The following is a 14,077-nucleotide window of genomic DNA, read 5'->3' on the forward strand; positions in this document are numbered from 1 at the left end:
AAAAATCCGGGGCCATGGGTGTGCGTGCGGAGGATGGCGGCGCCACGGTCAGGCGGGTGCGCGAGTCGCGGCGCTGTCCAGCCCCGGCGAAAAGCTGTGGATATTTCCGGGACAGGCTGCCTCCCCGTGATTCACAGGCCCTACAACCACCACAGCCTCTTCTTCTCTTTTCCTTTTGGTGTGATGGTTCGGGCATGACGACAAAGCCCTTCCTCCGGACCCTCGCTGGCGAGGCCGTCTGGCCGCCCCCCGTGTGGCTGATGCGCCAGGCCGGGCGCTACCTGCCCGAATACCGCGAGGTGCGGGGCCAGGCGGGCGGCTTCATCAAGCTCTGCACCACGCCGGAACTGGCGGCCGAGGTCACGCTGCAGCCCATCCGGCGCTATGGCTTCGACGCGGCCATCCTGTTCTCCGACATCCTGATGGTGCCCTGGGCCATGGGGCAGGGGCTGCGCTTCGCGGAGGGCGAGGGCCCGCTGCTCGACCCCGTGCGGGACCGGGCGGGGCTCGATGCGCTGGACCTGGACGGCGTGGCCGAACGCGCGGCGCCCATCATGGAGACGGTGCGCCGCGTGCGCGCCGGGCTGGAGGCGGACCACCCGAACACCGCCCTGATCGGCTTCGCGGGCAGCCCCTGGACGGTGGCCTGCTACATGGTCGAGGGGCGCGGCGGCGGCGAATTCGCCGAAGCCCGCCGCATGGCCTTCCGCGACCCAGAGCTGTTCGCCGCCGTGATGGAGAAGCTGGAAGCGGCCACCCTCACCTACCTGCTGGCCCAGGCCGATGCCGGCGCCGAGGCGCTGATGCTGTTCGACAGCTGGGCCGGCCTGCTTTCGCCCAGCGGCTTCCGGCGCTGGGTGATCGAGCCCTCGGTGCGGCTGGCCACGGCGTTGCGGGCCGCGCGGCCGGACATCCCGTTGATCGGCTTCCCGCGCCTCGCGGGGCCATTGCTGGCCGAATACGCCGCCGCCATGCCCATCCAGGCCGTGGCCATGGACACGGGCATGGACCCGAAATGGGCCGCCGCGCATGTGCCGGCGCAGATGGCCCTGCAGGGCAACCTCGACCCGCAGGCCGTCGTGGCCGGCGGGCCGGCGCTGGAGGAGGAGGCACGCGCCATCCTGGCCGCCATGCGCGGCCGGCCCTTCATCTTCAACCTGGGCCATGGAATCGTCCCGCCCACGCCGCCCGAGCATGTCGCGCAACTCATGGACGTGCTACGCGCGGGTTGATTCGACGCCAATCGAGGGCATGTCGGGGGCAGGTAACCGGGGAACTCAGGTATGGCGCGGCGCGTGGCGGTGGTTTTGTTCAATCTCGGGGGGCCTGACGCCCCCGAGAGCGTGCGCCCCTTCCTGGTCAACCTCTTCACCGATCCCGCCATTTTGCGCGTGCCGGGCTTCATCCGCCCCTGGCTCGGCAAGCTGATCGCCTGGCGGCGCACCGCGCCCGCCATGGAGAACTACGCGGTGCTGGGCGGGAAATCCCCGCTGCTGGAACTGACCATCGCCCAGGGCGAGGCGCTGGACGCGCTGCTGGCCGCGCGCGACCCCTCGGCCACCTACAAATCCTTCGTCTGCATGCGCTACTGGCACCCGATGTCCGACGAATGCGCGCGCGCGGTGAAGGATTGGGGCGCGGAGGAGGTGCTGCTGGTGCCCCTCTACCCGCAATTCTCCACCACCACGACGGGCAGTTCCATCATCGCCTGGAACGAGGCGGCAGCGAAGATCGGGCTTTCGCTGCCCACCACCACGCTGTGCTGCTTCCATTCGGATGAGGGCTTCGCCGCCGCCACCGCGCGGCTGGTGCGGCAATCCATCGAGGAGGCGCGCAACGCCCTGCCGCTCGGCGTGCCGCTGCGCGTGCTGTTCTCCGCCCATGGCCTGCCCGAGAGCATCGTGAAGGCCGGCGACCCCTACCAATGGCAGGTGGAACAGACGGTCGAGGCCGTGCTGGCGCAGCTGAACATGCCCGAGCTGGACAGCGTGGTCTGCTACCAGTCGCGCGTGACGCCGCAGAAATGGATCGGCCCCTCCACCGAAGACGAGATCGAACGCGCCGCGCATGAGCGCACGGCCATCCTGATCTGCCCCATCGCCTTCGTCTCCGAGCATTCGGAAACCCTGGTGGAGCTGGACGTGGAATACCGCGAGGAGGCCGAGAAGCTCGGCATTCCCGGTTATTTCCGCGTGCCCGCGCAGAACAGCGACCTCGGCTTCATCACCGCGCTGACCGACCTGGTGATGCGCACCCGCAACAGTGGCCGGGCGCTTTGCAGCTTCGCCGGCGCGCGGCAATGTCCGAAGCAGCACGGCGATTGCCCCCATGCCCGCGCCCGGGCCGAAGCCCCGGCCAAGCCCGCCGGCGTGCCCGTTTCCGCCTGATGCTACCCCCCTTCCGGGCCGTCCTCTTCGACTGCGACGGCGTGCTGGCGGACAGCGAGGGCATCGCCAACACCATCGTGGCCGAGGAGATCACCGCACTCGGCTGGGCGCTGACGCCGCATGCGGCCGAGCGCGAGTTCCTGGGCCTCTCCCTGCCCGACATGCTGCCGTGCATCGCCGCCCGCGTGTCCGCCGTGCCCCCGCGCTGGCCCGAGGCCGTCGCCGCGCGCATCACCGCCGAGCTGGCCCGCAGCGTGCGGCCCATGCCGGGCGCGATCGAGGCCGTGGCGGCGCTGGCCGCCCGCGGCGTGCCCATGGCCGTCTGCTCCAATTCGGGGCGGGAGGAACTGGCCATGACGATGACGGTTCTGGGCCTCTTTCCCTTCTTCGAGGGCCGTGTGTTCAGCTTCCAGGACGTGCCGCGCCCCAAGCCCGCGCCCGATCTCTACACGGTGGCCGCCGCCGCCTGCGGAATGCTGCCCGGCGAATGCCTGGTGGTGGAGGACAGCGCCACCGGCGTTGCCGCCGGGCTGGCCGCCGGGTGCCAGGTGGTGGGGCTGCTGCCTGGCCTGGGCGTGCCCGTGGTGGGTCTGCACACCTTCCATTGAGCGCGCCCCGCCCCATCTGGGGTGAATGATGCTCGACCCGAACGACCCCCTCTGGCAGGCCGAGCAGCGGGCCATCCGCGGCGCCTTCCTGGCCATGCTGGCGCTATTCGCCGCGGCAGCCGGGCTGACCTGGGCGGCCATCGCCTACGGGGTGCCGATCGGTGGCTTCGTCGCCTTCATCCTCGTGGTCGCGGGCGTCATAATCTATGGCGGCAAGCGCTACGGCATCGCGATGACGCGGCTGGAACGGTCCCGCGCGGCGCGCCAGGGTGATCAGAACCGCCGCAACAGCCGCTCGATGTAGTCCAGCTCCTCCACCGGCCGCTCGCGCTCGGCGCCGCGGCGGCGGAGTTCCTCCTGCAGGCGGCGGGTGCGGAGAAGTTCCGCCTCGTCGGGCACGCGGGTGTCGCTGCCATGCTCGGCCTGGCCGGCGGCCTCGCGCGGGCGGCCCAGGGGGTCGCGCCCCTCGCCCATGCCGAGCTCGTTGCCCTGCCCGTCCTGGCCCTGGCCGAACTCGCCATTGGTGTCGGGGCCGCCCTCGCCGTCTCCCTGGCCCTCGCCCTGGCCCTGTCCCTGGCCGAATTGCCGCTGCATCTGCTGGGCCATCTGGCGGCCGCCCTCCTGGAGGCGGCGGATGGCCTCCTGCTGGGCGGGGCGGGCGTCGCGGGCGGCGCCCAGCGCCTCCATGGCCTCGCGCATCGCCTGGTCGGCCTGGCCCAGGGCTTCCGGCACCTCGCCCGTCAGGTCGCCGAATTGCTGCATGAGCTCGCCCAGCGCGCGGCGCAGGGCGCGCTGGATCCGGGCCTCCGCCTCGGATTGCTGGCGTGCCTCTGCCTCGGCCTGCTGGCGCGCCTCGGGGCTGGGCTGGCCCGGCTGGGTGGGGCGCTGGCTCCAGGGGGATTGCAGCCGGCGCTCCTGGGCGCGGCGCTGGTCCTCCTGTTCGGCGCGGCGCTGGCCCTGGTCGAGCATCTCGGCCTGGCGGCGCACCATGTCCTGCACGGCGCCCATCTGCTGCTGGCCGCGTTCGCGCTGGCGCTGGCGCTCGGGGCTTTCGCCGCGGGCCATGCGGCCTTCCTGGAGCGCGCGCAGCATCTCCTCCAGATCCGCCAACTCGCGCTGGGCGTCCTCCATGCGGTTCTCGCGCGTCGCCTGCTCCATGCGCTGGGTGCGGCGTTCCATGTCGCGCTGGTCCAGTATGCGCTGCTGGGGGTCATAGGGCAGGGCCTCGGCATTCTCCTGGCGCAGACGCTCGGCGAGCGCCTCGAGGTGCTGGCGGATGGCTTCGCGCAATTCCTGGATGCGCTCCTGCACGGCCTGGCGGGCGGCCTCGTCCTCGGGGTTGCGCTCGGCCTCCTGCATGGCCTCGCGCAGCGCCCGCTGGGCCTCGGCCAGGGCGCGGGCGGTGCGGCTGTCGCGGCCTTCCTCCAGCGCCAGGGCGGTCTCCCACATCACGGCCTGGGCCTCGCCCACGGCGGCGGGGCGGCGGTCGCGGTGGAGGAAGGAACGCGCCACGCGCAGGCCCAGATAGGTGGCGAAGTCGTGCTCGAAGGCCTCGGGATCGGCGGCCAGGGCATCGAGGCCGCGCATGACCTCCATCCGCGCCCCCGGATCACGCGAGAGCACGCGGCGGAGTTCGATCAGCGCGCGCGCCACGGGGTGGGTGAAGCTGCGCTCGGGCAGGGTCAGCAGCACCGTCTCGGACTGGCCGGTCTGGCCGGCGCCGTCGCGCGCCTCCAGGCTGAGCCGCACCTCCAGCCCCGCCCAGGGATGCGCCGAGAAATCGGGCTGGGACAGGCCCGTGGCCTCGCGCGGGGCGGCCGAGGGCAGCGGGATGTCGAGAACGATGGGCGCCTCGTCAGGCCGCGCGTCCAGGTGCAGCCGGGCCTGGAGGCCCACCACCCCCCAGTCATCCTCCGCCGCCCAGGGCAGGCGGAGCGCCAGGCCGCGGGGGGCCCGGGCGGGGGTCTCGGTGAAGCTGGACCGCGGCGGGGCGTCCGCGCGCACGCCGATTTCCCAGGTGGCCACCTCGCGCCCGCCCTGGCGCAGGGTGACGCGGCCCGCCGTGTCCAGCACGGCCTGGGCGCCATGGCTACCGCCGCCCAGCGGCGCGAAGGCGGTACCGGGCAGGCCCGAGATTTCCGGCACGCCCGTCCCGCCCGAGACCGCCGCCTGGAAGCGGCTGCCCAGCGGGGCCATGACCTGCCCGCCGCGCGTGTCGAGGAAAATGGGCGGGGCGCCGGTATAGGCGGGGGGCGTGATCCAGGCCTCGACGCGGAGGGGCGCGGCGGGGGTGGTGCCCATCAGGTGTGGCGTCAGGCCGCGGGCGAGAAGGGCGGGCGCATCGGCCCCCGCCACCCCCAGCGCCGCGCCCAGCGCCACCAGCAGCCCGCCGCGCAGCGCCATCCGGTCCCGTGCCGCGAGGCCGGGCCGCGGCAGCCCCACCCGCAGCCGGGTGATCAGCGCGCCCATGCGCGCCTGGTGCGCGGCCCAGAGCGCCTCGCCCTCCGCGCCCGCGGTGGCGGGGCGGTCCTGCAGGGCGGCCAGGGGGCGGTGCTTCAGGCCGGAGGCCGCTTCCAGCCGCCGGTCGGCCGCGGCCTCGGCCGGCGCGCGCAGCCCGCGCGCCGCATGGCGCAGCGCCGGCACCAGCGCGAGCACGAAACCCAGCAGCACCAGCGCATGCAGCCAGCCCGGCAACAGGGCCGGCACGCCCAACAGGGCAAAGACGCCGAAAAGCCCCAGCACACCCAGGGTAGGCCAGAGCGCGGGCCAGGCCCCCTCCCACCACAGCGCCAGCCGCGCCAGCAGGCGCTTGCGGTGCAGGGCGGGGGGTGGGGCCATGCTCAGCCGGCCCAGTCGGGCAGGCGCTGCCCGCGCAGCAGGGCCGCGTGATCCTGCCTTTCGCGGATCAGGGCGAAGCGGGCGCCGTCCACCATCACCTCGGCGGCCAGGGGGCGCGCGTTGTAGGTGCTGCTCATGGAGGCACCATAGGCCCCGGCATCGAGAAATGCGACGAGGGATTCAGGGGGCAAAGCGGGCAAGGCGCGGTCGCGCGCGAAGGTGTCGCTGCTTTCGCAGACAGGGCCCACCACATCCGCCGGGGAAACGGGCGCGTGGAAGGCGGCGGCGGCCACGGGCAGGATGCCGTGCCAGGCGTCATACATGGCCGGGCGCAGCAATTCGTTCATGGCGGCGTCGAGGATGACGAAGCGGCGGTCGGTGGACTGCTTCTCGATCACCACCGAGGCCAGCAGCACGCCGGCCGGCCCGCAGATCCAGCGGCCCGGTTCCAGCATGATCCGTACATCCAGCCCGCTCAGCCCGGCGCGGATGGCCCCGGCCAGCGCGTCCGGCGAGGCCGGCGTCTCGTCGCGATAGGCAATGCCGAGGCCCCCGCCGCAATCCACCCGGTTCACCTGGTGACCGGCGGCGCGCAGCTCCCGCACCAGCTCGCCCAGGCGCTGATAGGCCGCGGCGTAGGAGGCCACGCCCTGCGTGATTTGGCTGCCGATATGCACCGCGATGCCCACGGGCTCGAGACCCGGCATGGCGCACATCCGCGCGTAGAGATCGGGCGCCATGGCGATGGGCACGCCGAACTTGTTCTCGGTCAGGCCGGTCGTGATCTTGGCGTGGGTGCGCGCGTCCACATCGGGGTTCACGCGCAGGGCGCAGCGGGCGCGGCGGCCCATGGAGACGGCCACCTCGCTCAGGATGGCGGCTTCCTCGGCGCTCTCGATGTTGAGCTGGAGGATGTCCTCTTCCAGCGCGCGGCGCATCTCGCCCCGCGTCTTGCCCACGCCCGAGAAGACGATGCCGGAGGCGGGGACGCCCGCCGCCAGCGCCGCATGGAGTTCGCCCTCGCTGACCACGTCGGCGCCCAGACCTTCACCGGCCAGCAGGTTCACCACCGCCAGCGAGGGATTGGCCTTGGTGGCGAAATGGACGCTGGCCTCCAGCCCCGCATTGAACAGCGCCGCCTTGAGCATGCCCGCGCGGCGGCGCAGCGTGGCGGCGGAATAGGCCCAGACGGGCGTGCCATGCGTGGCCGCGATGCGCGCCAGCGGCACCTCCTCCAGCATCAGCCCCGCCATGGGGTCGAGCGAGAGGGCGGGGCGCTGCGCGAGAAGGTCGGCGAAGCTGGGGTCGGGCGTGTCGAAGACGGGGGCGGGTGCGGCCATCCGTGCAGATAAGGGATGGCGCGGCCCTACGCCAAGGCCATCGCGTCCAGATCGAGCACGCGTGCCACATGGCCGCGCGCGGCGAGGAAACGCAGCAGGTCCGGCGGGCGCAGCCCGGTGCTGGCCGTGTTCACCAGCGGGTGGAACCAGGCGAGGCCCGGCGCATGGGCCAGCGCCGCGTCCAGCACCACGCCCAGGCTGCCAGGGGCCGCGTTCACCAGGGCGAGCGGCGTGACGCTGCCGGGCTCCACGCCCAGGGTCGCGCGGAGTTCCTCGGCGCTGCCCATCCGCACCTTCGGCCAGCCGGCGGCGCGGGCCAGCGCGTTCACGCTGACCTGGCGGTGTTCCTCCAGCACGGCCAGGAAGAAGCCTTCGCCCTTGGCCGCGCGCAGGAACAGGTTCTTGGAATGCGCGCCGGGCAGTTCGCCCCGCAGCGCCTGGGATTCCGCGACCGTGAAGACGGGCGGGTGATGGATGGTGCGGGCCTCGATGCCGAAATCGGCCAGGGCCTGGAGCAGGGTCTCAGGGGTCATCGCCGGCGCAGCACATAGTTCACGGTGAGTTCCACCGTCACCCCATTGGGGTCGGCGGGCGGCGGGAAGGCCGGGATGCGCGCGCCCTGGAAGGGGAAGGTGGTGGCGTAGTTGAGCGAGGGCGAGGTGGAGGGCAGCACCATCCGCACGCCCCGCACCGTGCCGTCCGGGTTGGCCAGGATCTGCACGCGCACGGTTCCGTCCTCGCCGCGCATGGCGGCGTCCTGCGGGTAGCGGATGTTCTGCTCCAGCCAGCGGCGGAAGGCCGCGCGCCAATTGGCGCCGACCTGCGCGCCCTCGACGCGCACCGAGGGGTCGGTGCGGGCATCGCCCTCGGCGAAGCGAGGGTCCACCGAGAGGTCGAGCCCCCTGCCCCGCGGCCGCCCGGCCGGCGAGGGCGCGCCGCCGCCGAGCTGCGCGCCCTGCGGCAGCATGATGCCCGGCAGCGGGCGCGCGGGCGGCGGCTGGGGCGGGGTTTCGCTGGGCGGCAGCGGCAGGGCGAAGCGTTCGGACAGGCGCAGATCGGTGGGCGGGGCGAGGAATTCCTCGGCCTCGGGCAAAGGCGTGGGGGCGGCCTCGGCGGGCGGTGCCTCGGGGCGCGGGGGCGCGGGGGGCGGCGCGGGCAGGGAAGGGATTTCCGCGCGAAGGGGCGGCGCGGGCGGTGGTGGCGCGGCCGTGACCGGGGGCGGGGGTGCGGCGGGCGGCGCCACCGGGCTGGGCGCCGGCGCGGGGGCGGGCGGGGGCGGGGCCGGTGGCGTGGGGGTGGGCGGCGCGGGCGGCACCTCGGCCTGGGGCGGAGGCGGGGTGGGTTCGGCGGCGCCGCTCGGCGCCACCTCCTCGCCCGGCGGGGCCTCGCCCGAGGCGGCCTCGGGCGTGGCGCCGTCGAAGACGATGTCGAAGGAGGGCGCGGGCAGTTCCGCCGACGGCCGTGGCCGTGGGTCCGGCCAGGCCAGCAGCACCGCCAGGATCAGCCCATGCAGCAGCAGCGAGCCCAGCAGCCAGGCCAACACCGTCCGCGCGGAGGGCCGGGGCAGCGCCCAGCGGCCATGGCCCGCGCCTTCCGGGCGCGGCGGTGGGGGCGTGGGCGGCAGGGGGCTCCGGCGCACGCCCTGCCGGCGCCGGCCGAAGCGTGGCAACGGCCCGGTAGGGCCCGAGGCGGGCCGGGGGTGCGGGACGCTCATGGCGCCGTTCGGCCGGGCATGGCCGCGCCTTACCGCACTTCCCGGCGGGGGCGAAAGGGGGTGGAAGCTTGAGCCATGGCCGGCCGGCCCCACATGCGGAGGCATGACGATGGAACGCCGCACCCTCCTCGCCGCCCCTGCCCTGCTGCTGGCCCTGCCGGCCGGGGCCCAGGGGTTCCGTGCCCGCGACGGGCAATTCCGCGTGACCACCCTGGCCGAGGGGCTGGAACACCCCTGGGGCGGTGGCTTCCTGCCCGATGGCCGCCTTCTGGTCAGCGAGAGGCCTGGCCGCGCCCGGCTGGTGTCGCCCGAGGGCCGCGTCTCGGCGCCCATCGAGGGCGTGCCGGCGGTCGAGGCCGCGAACCAGGGCGGCCTGCTGGACATCCAGCCCGCGCCGGACTTCGCCCGCACGCAGGAGGTGTTCCTGGTCACGGCCACGCTGGTGCAGGGCGGCGCGCTGACGCGCCTCTCCCGCGCGCGGCTGGTGGATGGCGCGCTGCGCGACGTGACGCCGGTCCTGGACTGCACCCCCGCCCAGTCGCGCGGGCGGCACCATTTCGGCGGCCGCCTGGCCTTCAGCCCCGATGGCGCGCACATCTTCCTGACGACCGGTGACCGCAATGTGGACCGCCAGCGCTCGCAGCGGCTGGACGACCTGGCGGGCAAGATCATCCGCCTGACGCGCGACGGGCGCGTCCCGCGCGACAACCCCTTCGTGGGGCGCGACGGCGCGCGCGGCGAGATCTGGAGCTACGGCCACCGCAACCCCCAGGGCATCGCCTTCAACCCGGCCACGGGGACGCTGTTCTCGGCCGAGTTCGGCCCGCGCGGCGGCGATGAGCTGAACCTGATCCGCCCCGGGCTGAACTATGGCTGGCCGGAAGTGACCTATGGCCGCGAATACTGGGGCCCCGCCATCTCGGGTGGCCGCACCGAGGGGCCGGGCTTCGAGCCGCCCCTGCGCCATTGGAACCCCGCCATCAGCCCCTCCGGCATGGGTTTCGCCCCCGCCAACGCCCCGGCGCCCTGGCGCGGGAGCCTCTTCCTGGGTTGCCTGAACCCGATGGGGGTGGTGCGCCTGCCCATGCAGGGCGACACGCCCGGCGAGGAGGAGCGGCTGCTCTGGGACCAGTACCGCATCCGCCACACGATCTTCGCCCCCGACGGCGCGCTGCTGCTGCTGACGGACCATGGCGATGGGCGGATTCTGCGCGTCACCGCCGCTTGATCCCCTTCCCACGGGGCGCCGTTGCGCCAATCTGCCAGGAATGAGCACCACCAGCGCCCCCGATGTGAACGACCCCGCCCTCCAGGCCTTCTGGCGCGTCCTCGCCGGCGGGGGATGGTCCGCGCTGACCATGCGCGCCGTGGCGGCGGAGGCCGGCCTCCCGCTCGCCGAGCTGCGCGCGCGCTTCGCCTCGCCCATGGAGATGCTGCGGGCCCATGCGGCGGCAGTGGATGCGGCCGTGATCGAGGGCACGATGGAGGATGACACCTCCACCGCGCGCGACCGGCTGTTCGACGTGCTGATGCGCCGGCTGGATTTCCTGCAACCCAACCGCGCCGGCGTCGTTCGCCTGATGCGCGACCTCCCGCGGGACCCGCTGCTGGCCCTCTGGCTCGCCACCGAGCAGCCGCGCACCATGCGCTGGATGCTGGAGGCGGCGGGGCTGGAGGCCACAGGCCCCAAGGGCGCGCTGCGGGCACATGGCCTGGGCGTGGTCTGGCTGGCCACGCTGCGTGCCTGGGAAAAGGATGAGAGCGAGGACCTCTCGGCCACCATGGCCGCGTTGGACCGCGCATTGGATCAGGCCGACAAGGCGGCGCGCAGCCTCGGCCTTGGGCGCGAGGAGGGAGGGCCGCATGGCACGCACACCGACCACGAGACCCCCGAAACAGGCCCAGAGGCCGGCGTTGAAGGTCGCCCAGGAATTGACCCCGACCCCGACGCCCCCGCCGGAACCCAGCCCGGCTGAGACCCCCACGGCGGAACCTTTGCCCCGCGCGCTGCAAGCCGCGCTGGACGAGGTTGCGGAAGCCGTCGCCACTTCGACAGAGCCTGCGTTTGACCCCGCCGCGACCGCGCCTGTAGGGTCGGACGAACCACCCCCCGGGAGATCAGCGATGTCGGGCCAAGGCTTCAACCCCGAAGACATGATGAAGATGTTCAGCAGCATAAAGATGCCGAACATGATGGCCTTCCAGGCCCTGGCCGATGCCCAGCGCCGGAACCTCGAAGCCATGGCCGCCGCCAACCGCGTCGCCATGGAAGGCGCCCAGGCCGTCGCCCGCCGCAACATGGAACTCATGCAGCAGACCATGGCGGAGATGAGCGAGGCCATGCGCGGCCTAACTGCCATGGACGGCAACCCCGCCACCAAGGCCGCCCAGCAGGCCGAGCTGATGAAGGCGAACTATGAGCGCGCCGTGGCCTCGATGAAGGAACTCGCGGACCTCATCCAGAAGTCGAACGGCGAGGCGCTGGAGGTGCTCAACCGCCGCTTCGCCGAGGCGCTGGAGGAGATGCAGGCGATGGTGAAGAAGGGCTGACCTTCCAGCTCCTCTTTATTTCCATCGCCAGAACAACGCGGTGCCCACCACCAGGGCCACCGCGAAGGTGAGCAGGGCGGCGCCCACGCCGCCCACCGCGAAAGCCAGGCCGCTCAAGGCCTGCAGCACCGCGGCCCCCCCGAAGAAATAGATGTTCATGGCGGAGAGGGCGCGGCCGCTCTCCTCCGCCCGCACGCGTGCGCGGAGCATGGCGAAGCACAGCACCTGGAAGCTGATGGCCAGGCCGAAGAACGCCATCAGCGCCGCATCCGCCCAGGCCGGCGTGCCCAGCGGCCCACCCGCCAGCAGGCCCAGGATGCACAAGGCCGCGACCAGGTGGCCGCCCGCCAGCAGCGCCGGCAGCCGCCCGAGGCGCGAGGACACCCAGCCCGCCAGCGCCGGCCCCAGCACCAGCATGAAGGTGCCCAGCAGCAGCACATGGCCGGCGGGGATGCGGGCCATGCCCTTCACCTCCATCAGCCAGGGCCCGCCCCAGAGGCCACGCAGCCCCAGCACCGCGCCAAAGGAGACGAAGGCGAGGGCAAAGATGCCCATCAGCCGCGGGGAACTCGCGAAGCCCAGCACGGCCCGCGTGTCGCCCAGGAGGGTGCGGCCGGGCTGTGGCAAGGGCGGGCGCGGCCGCAGCGTCAGCGCCACCGTGGCGAAGGCGAGCGCGCCGAGGCCGAGGCAGGCCCAGAAGCCGGCGCGCCACCCCGCCACCTCGACCAGCCAGGCGAGCGGGCTGGCGGAAAGCAGCATCCCCGAATTGCCGATGCCCTGGATCAGCCCCGACCACAGCCCGAACCGCTTCTGGTCCAGCACCTGGGCGGCGTGCGTCATGGGCGCCATCAGCATGCCCGAGCAGCCGGCGCCGAGGACGATCTGCGCCAGCAGCATGGTGCCCGCCGAAGGCGCCAGCGCCGCCAGCGCCGCCCCCACGCCCGCGATGGCCAGCAGCCACAGCGCCACCGGCCGAACCCCGTAGCGATCGAGCGCCACGCCCACCGGCACCATGGCCAGGGCAAACGCAGCGGGAAAGGCGCCGGTGATGGCGGCCAGCGTCTCGGGCGTGATGGCGAGGTCCGCCGCCAGCACATCCGCCGCCACCGCCGGCAGCGTCCGCACCGCGTTGGAGAACACATGCCCCAGCGTCAGCGCCAGCAGGGGCAGGACGAAGGGCGCGGTGGTCACGTATTCGTGTCGAGGAACAGCTTGCCCGGGTTCAGGATGCCCTTGGGGTCCATGCTCGCTTTCAGCGCGCGCATCACGTCCAGCGCGGCCTCGCCATGCTCCTCGCGCAGGAATTCCCGCTTGCCGAGGCCCACCCCATGCTCGCCCGAGCAGGTGCCGCCGAGGGCCAGTGCACGGCGGACGATCTGCCGGTCCAGCGCCCAGGCGCGTTCCATCTCCTCGGCATTGCCTTCCTCCACCAGGATGATAGTGTGGAAATTGCCGTCGCCGACATGGCCGACGATGGGGGCCTCGAAGCCGCTGGCCTCGATATCGGCCTTGGCGCCCAGCAGCGCTTCCGCGAGGCGCGAGATGGGCACACAGACATCGGTGGTGATGCCCTTCTTGCCCGGCCGCCAGGCGATGCCGGCCCAATAGGCGTTGTGCCGGGCCTTCCACAGCCGGTTGCGTTCCTCCGCATCCCGCGCCCAGGCGAAGCCGGAGCCGCCATGGTCAAGCGCCAGGGCCTCGACGCTTTCCGCCTGCTCGGCCACGCCGGCTTCTGTGCCGTGGAATTCCAGGAAGAGCGTCGGCACCGGCGCCAGCCCCTCCAGCTTCGAATAGGCGATGCAGGCGGCCATCTGCACCTCGTCCAGCAGCTCGATCCGCGCCACGGGCACGCCCAGCTGCATGGTGGCGATGACGGTGTTCACGGCCGAGCCCAGGTCCGGAAACTGGCACACCGCCGCGCTGGTCGCTTCGGGAATGCCATGCAGCCTGAGCCGGATGCGGGTGATGACGCCCAACGTCCCCTCGCTGCCGATGAAGAGCCGCGTCAGGTCATAGCCATTGGCCGCCTTGCGCGTGCGCCCGCCCGTCTGGATCACGCGCCCATCCGCCAGCACCACCTCCAGGCCCAGCACATTCTCGCGGATGGTGCCGTAGCGGACCGCATTGGTGCCCGAGGCGCGCGTGGCGCACATGCCGCCGATGGTGCAGTGGCTGCCCGGGTCCACCGGGAAGAACAGCCCCTGGTCGCGCAGATATTCGTTCAGCTGCTGCCGCGTGACCCCGGGGCCGATGAGGCAATCCATGTCGGCGGCGTTCACCTCCTCGATGGCGTTCATGCGGCTGAGGTCGAGGGAGATGCCGCCGCGCACCGGGTTCACATGGCCTTCCAGCGAAGTGCCGGCGCCGAAGGGCGTCACGGGCACGGCGTGCTGGTGGCAGAGGGCGAGCAGGCGGCTCACCTCCTCCGTGGTTTCCGCGAAGACCACGGCATCGGGCATGGTGGGTGGCGTGGTGTCCTCGCCGCGGCTGTGCTGCTGGCGGATGGCGTCGTTGCGCGTGATGCGCTCGCCCAGGAATTCGCGCGCGGCGGCGACGACGTGGTCCACGGGGCGGGGGGCGAGGGTGTTCATGGCCCGCCCATCATGCGCCCGAAGGCGACGGGCGGGAATGGTTGTCCCT

At 73.1% G+C, this 14,077-nt stretch carries 13 protein-coding genes; 7 read left to right on the forward strand and 6 right to left on the reverse strand.

Annotated elements, in window-relative coordinates; all coding sequences use genetic code 11:
• The first annotated feature begins 194 nt into the window (after positions 1-194).
• From hemE to JTN19_RS10775, 4 genes are read left to right on the forward strand one after another with little or no spacing between them, the layout of a single operon-like run.
• A complete protein-coding gene (hemE, locus tag JTN19_RS10760) occupies positions 195-1,232 on the forward strand; it encodes a uroporphyrinogen decarboxylase (RefSeq protein WP_206932238.1) in 1,038 nt (345 codons plus the stop codon).
• Between the two features lie 51 nt (positions 1,233-1,283).
• Entirely contained in the window at positions 1,284-2,387 is a 1,104-nt protein-coding gene (hemH, locus tag JTN19_RS10765; protein ID WP_206932239.1) for a ferrochelatase, read from the forward strand.
• Positions 2,387-2,995, forward strand: a complete 609-nt coding sequence (locus JTN19_RS10770; RefSeq protein ID WP_206932242.1) for an HAD family hydrolase — start codon at positions 2,387-2,389, stop codon at positions 2,993-2,995. The genes hemH and JTN19_RS10770 overlap by 1 nt, the downstream gene beginning before the upstream one ends.
• Positions 2,996-3,020: 25 nt before the next feature.
• Positions 3,021-3,299, forward strand: a complete 279-nt coding sequence (locus JTN19_RS10775; protein ID WP_206932244.1) for a hypothetical protein — start codon at positions 3,021-3,023, stop codon at positions 3,297-3,299.
• Here JTN19_RS10775 and JTN19_RS10780 read toward each other — a convergent pair.
• From JTN19_RS10780 to JTN19_RS20525, 4 genes are read right to left on the reverse strand one after another with little or no spacing between them, the layout of a single operon-like run.
• Positions 3,269-5,833: a TIGR02302 family protein gene (locus JTN19_RS10780; RefSeq protein WP_206932246.1), complete on the reverse strand. Its 2,565-nt coding sequence runs from the start codon at positions 5,831-5,833 to the stop codon at positions 3,269-3,271. The genes JTN19_RS10775 and JTN19_RS10780 overlap by 31 nt on opposite strands.
• A 2-nt stretch (positions 5,834-5,835) precedes the next feature.
• Complete coding sequence (lysA, locus tag JTN19_RS10785) at positions 5,836-7,173, reverse strand: diaminopimelate decarboxylase (protein ID WP_206932247.1); 1,338 nt, start codon at positions 7,171-7,173, stop codon at positions 5,836-5,838.
• Positions 7,174-7,199: 26 nt separating this feature from the next.
• Positions 7,200-7,706, reverse strand: a complete 507-nt coding sequence (locus tag JTN19_RS10790; RefSeq protein WP_206932248.1) for a prolyl-tRNA synthetase associated domain-containing protein — start codon at positions 7,704-7,706, stop codon at positions 7,200-7,202.
• On the reverse strand, positions 7,703-8,812 hold the full coding sequence (locus JTN19_RS20525; protein ID WP_206932249.1) for a TonB family protein: 1,110 nt from the start codon (positions 8,810-8,812) through the stop codon (positions 7,703-7,705). Before JTN19_RS20525 ends, JTN19_RS10790 begins: the two co-directional genes overlap by 4 nt.
• 184 nt (positions 8,813-8,996) lie before the next feature.
• Between JTN19_RS20525 and JTN19_RS10800 the strand changes: the two genes are divergently transcribed.
• From JTN19_RS10800 to JTN19_RS10810, 3 genes are all read left to right on the forward strand, one after another.
• The gene (locus JTN19_RS10800; RefSeq protein WP_242531037.1) at positions 8,997-10,115 is read left to right on the forward strand and encodes a PQQ-dependent sugar dehydrogenase; all 1,119 of its coding nucleotides are present in this window, start codon (positions 8,997-8,999) and stop codon (positions 10,113-10,115) included.
• Positions 10,116-10,155: 40 nt separating this feature from the next.
• Positions 10,156-10,863: a TetR family transcriptional regulator gene (locus JTN19_RS10805; RefSeq protein WP_206932252.1), complete on the forward strand. Its 708-nt coding sequence runs from the start codon at positions 10,156-10,158 to the stop codon at positions 10,861-10,863.
• A 148-nt stretch (positions 10,864-11,011) separates the two neighbouring features.
• Complete coding sequence (locus JTN19_RS10810; RefSeq protein WP_242531038.1) at positions 11,012-11,437, forward strand: phasin family protein; 426 nt, start codon at positions 11,012-11,014, stop codon at positions 11,435-11,437.
• 15 nt (positions 11,438-11,452) lie between these two features.
• Here JTN19_RS10810 and JTN19_RS10815 read toward each other — a convergent pair whose 3' ends face one another.
• Together JTN19_RS10815 and JTN19_RS10820 are read right to left on the reverse strand one after the other, a co-directional pair.
• Complete coding sequence (locus JTN19_RS10815; protein ID WP_206932253.1) at positions 11,453-12,628, reverse strand: MFS transporter; 1,176 nt, start codon at positions 12,626-12,628, stop codon at positions 11,453-11,455.
• The gene (locus JTN19_RS10820; RefSeq protein ID WP_206932254.1) at positions 12,625-14,028 is read right to left on the reverse strand and encodes an FAD-binding oxidoreductase; all 1,404 of its coding nucleotides are present in this window, start codon (positions 14,026-14,028) and stop codon (positions 12,625-12,627) included. The genes JTN19_RS10815 and JTN19_RS10820 overlap by 4 nt, the downstream gene beginning before the upstream one ends.
• Between the last annotated feature and the right edge of the window lie 49 nt (positions 14,029-14,077).

It is taken from the genome of Roseococcus thiosulfatophilus (assembly GCF_017311575.1).
Lineage (GTDB): Bacteria > Pseudomonadota > Alphaproteobacteria > Acetobacterales > Acetobacteraceae > Roseococcus > Roseococcus thiosulfatophilus.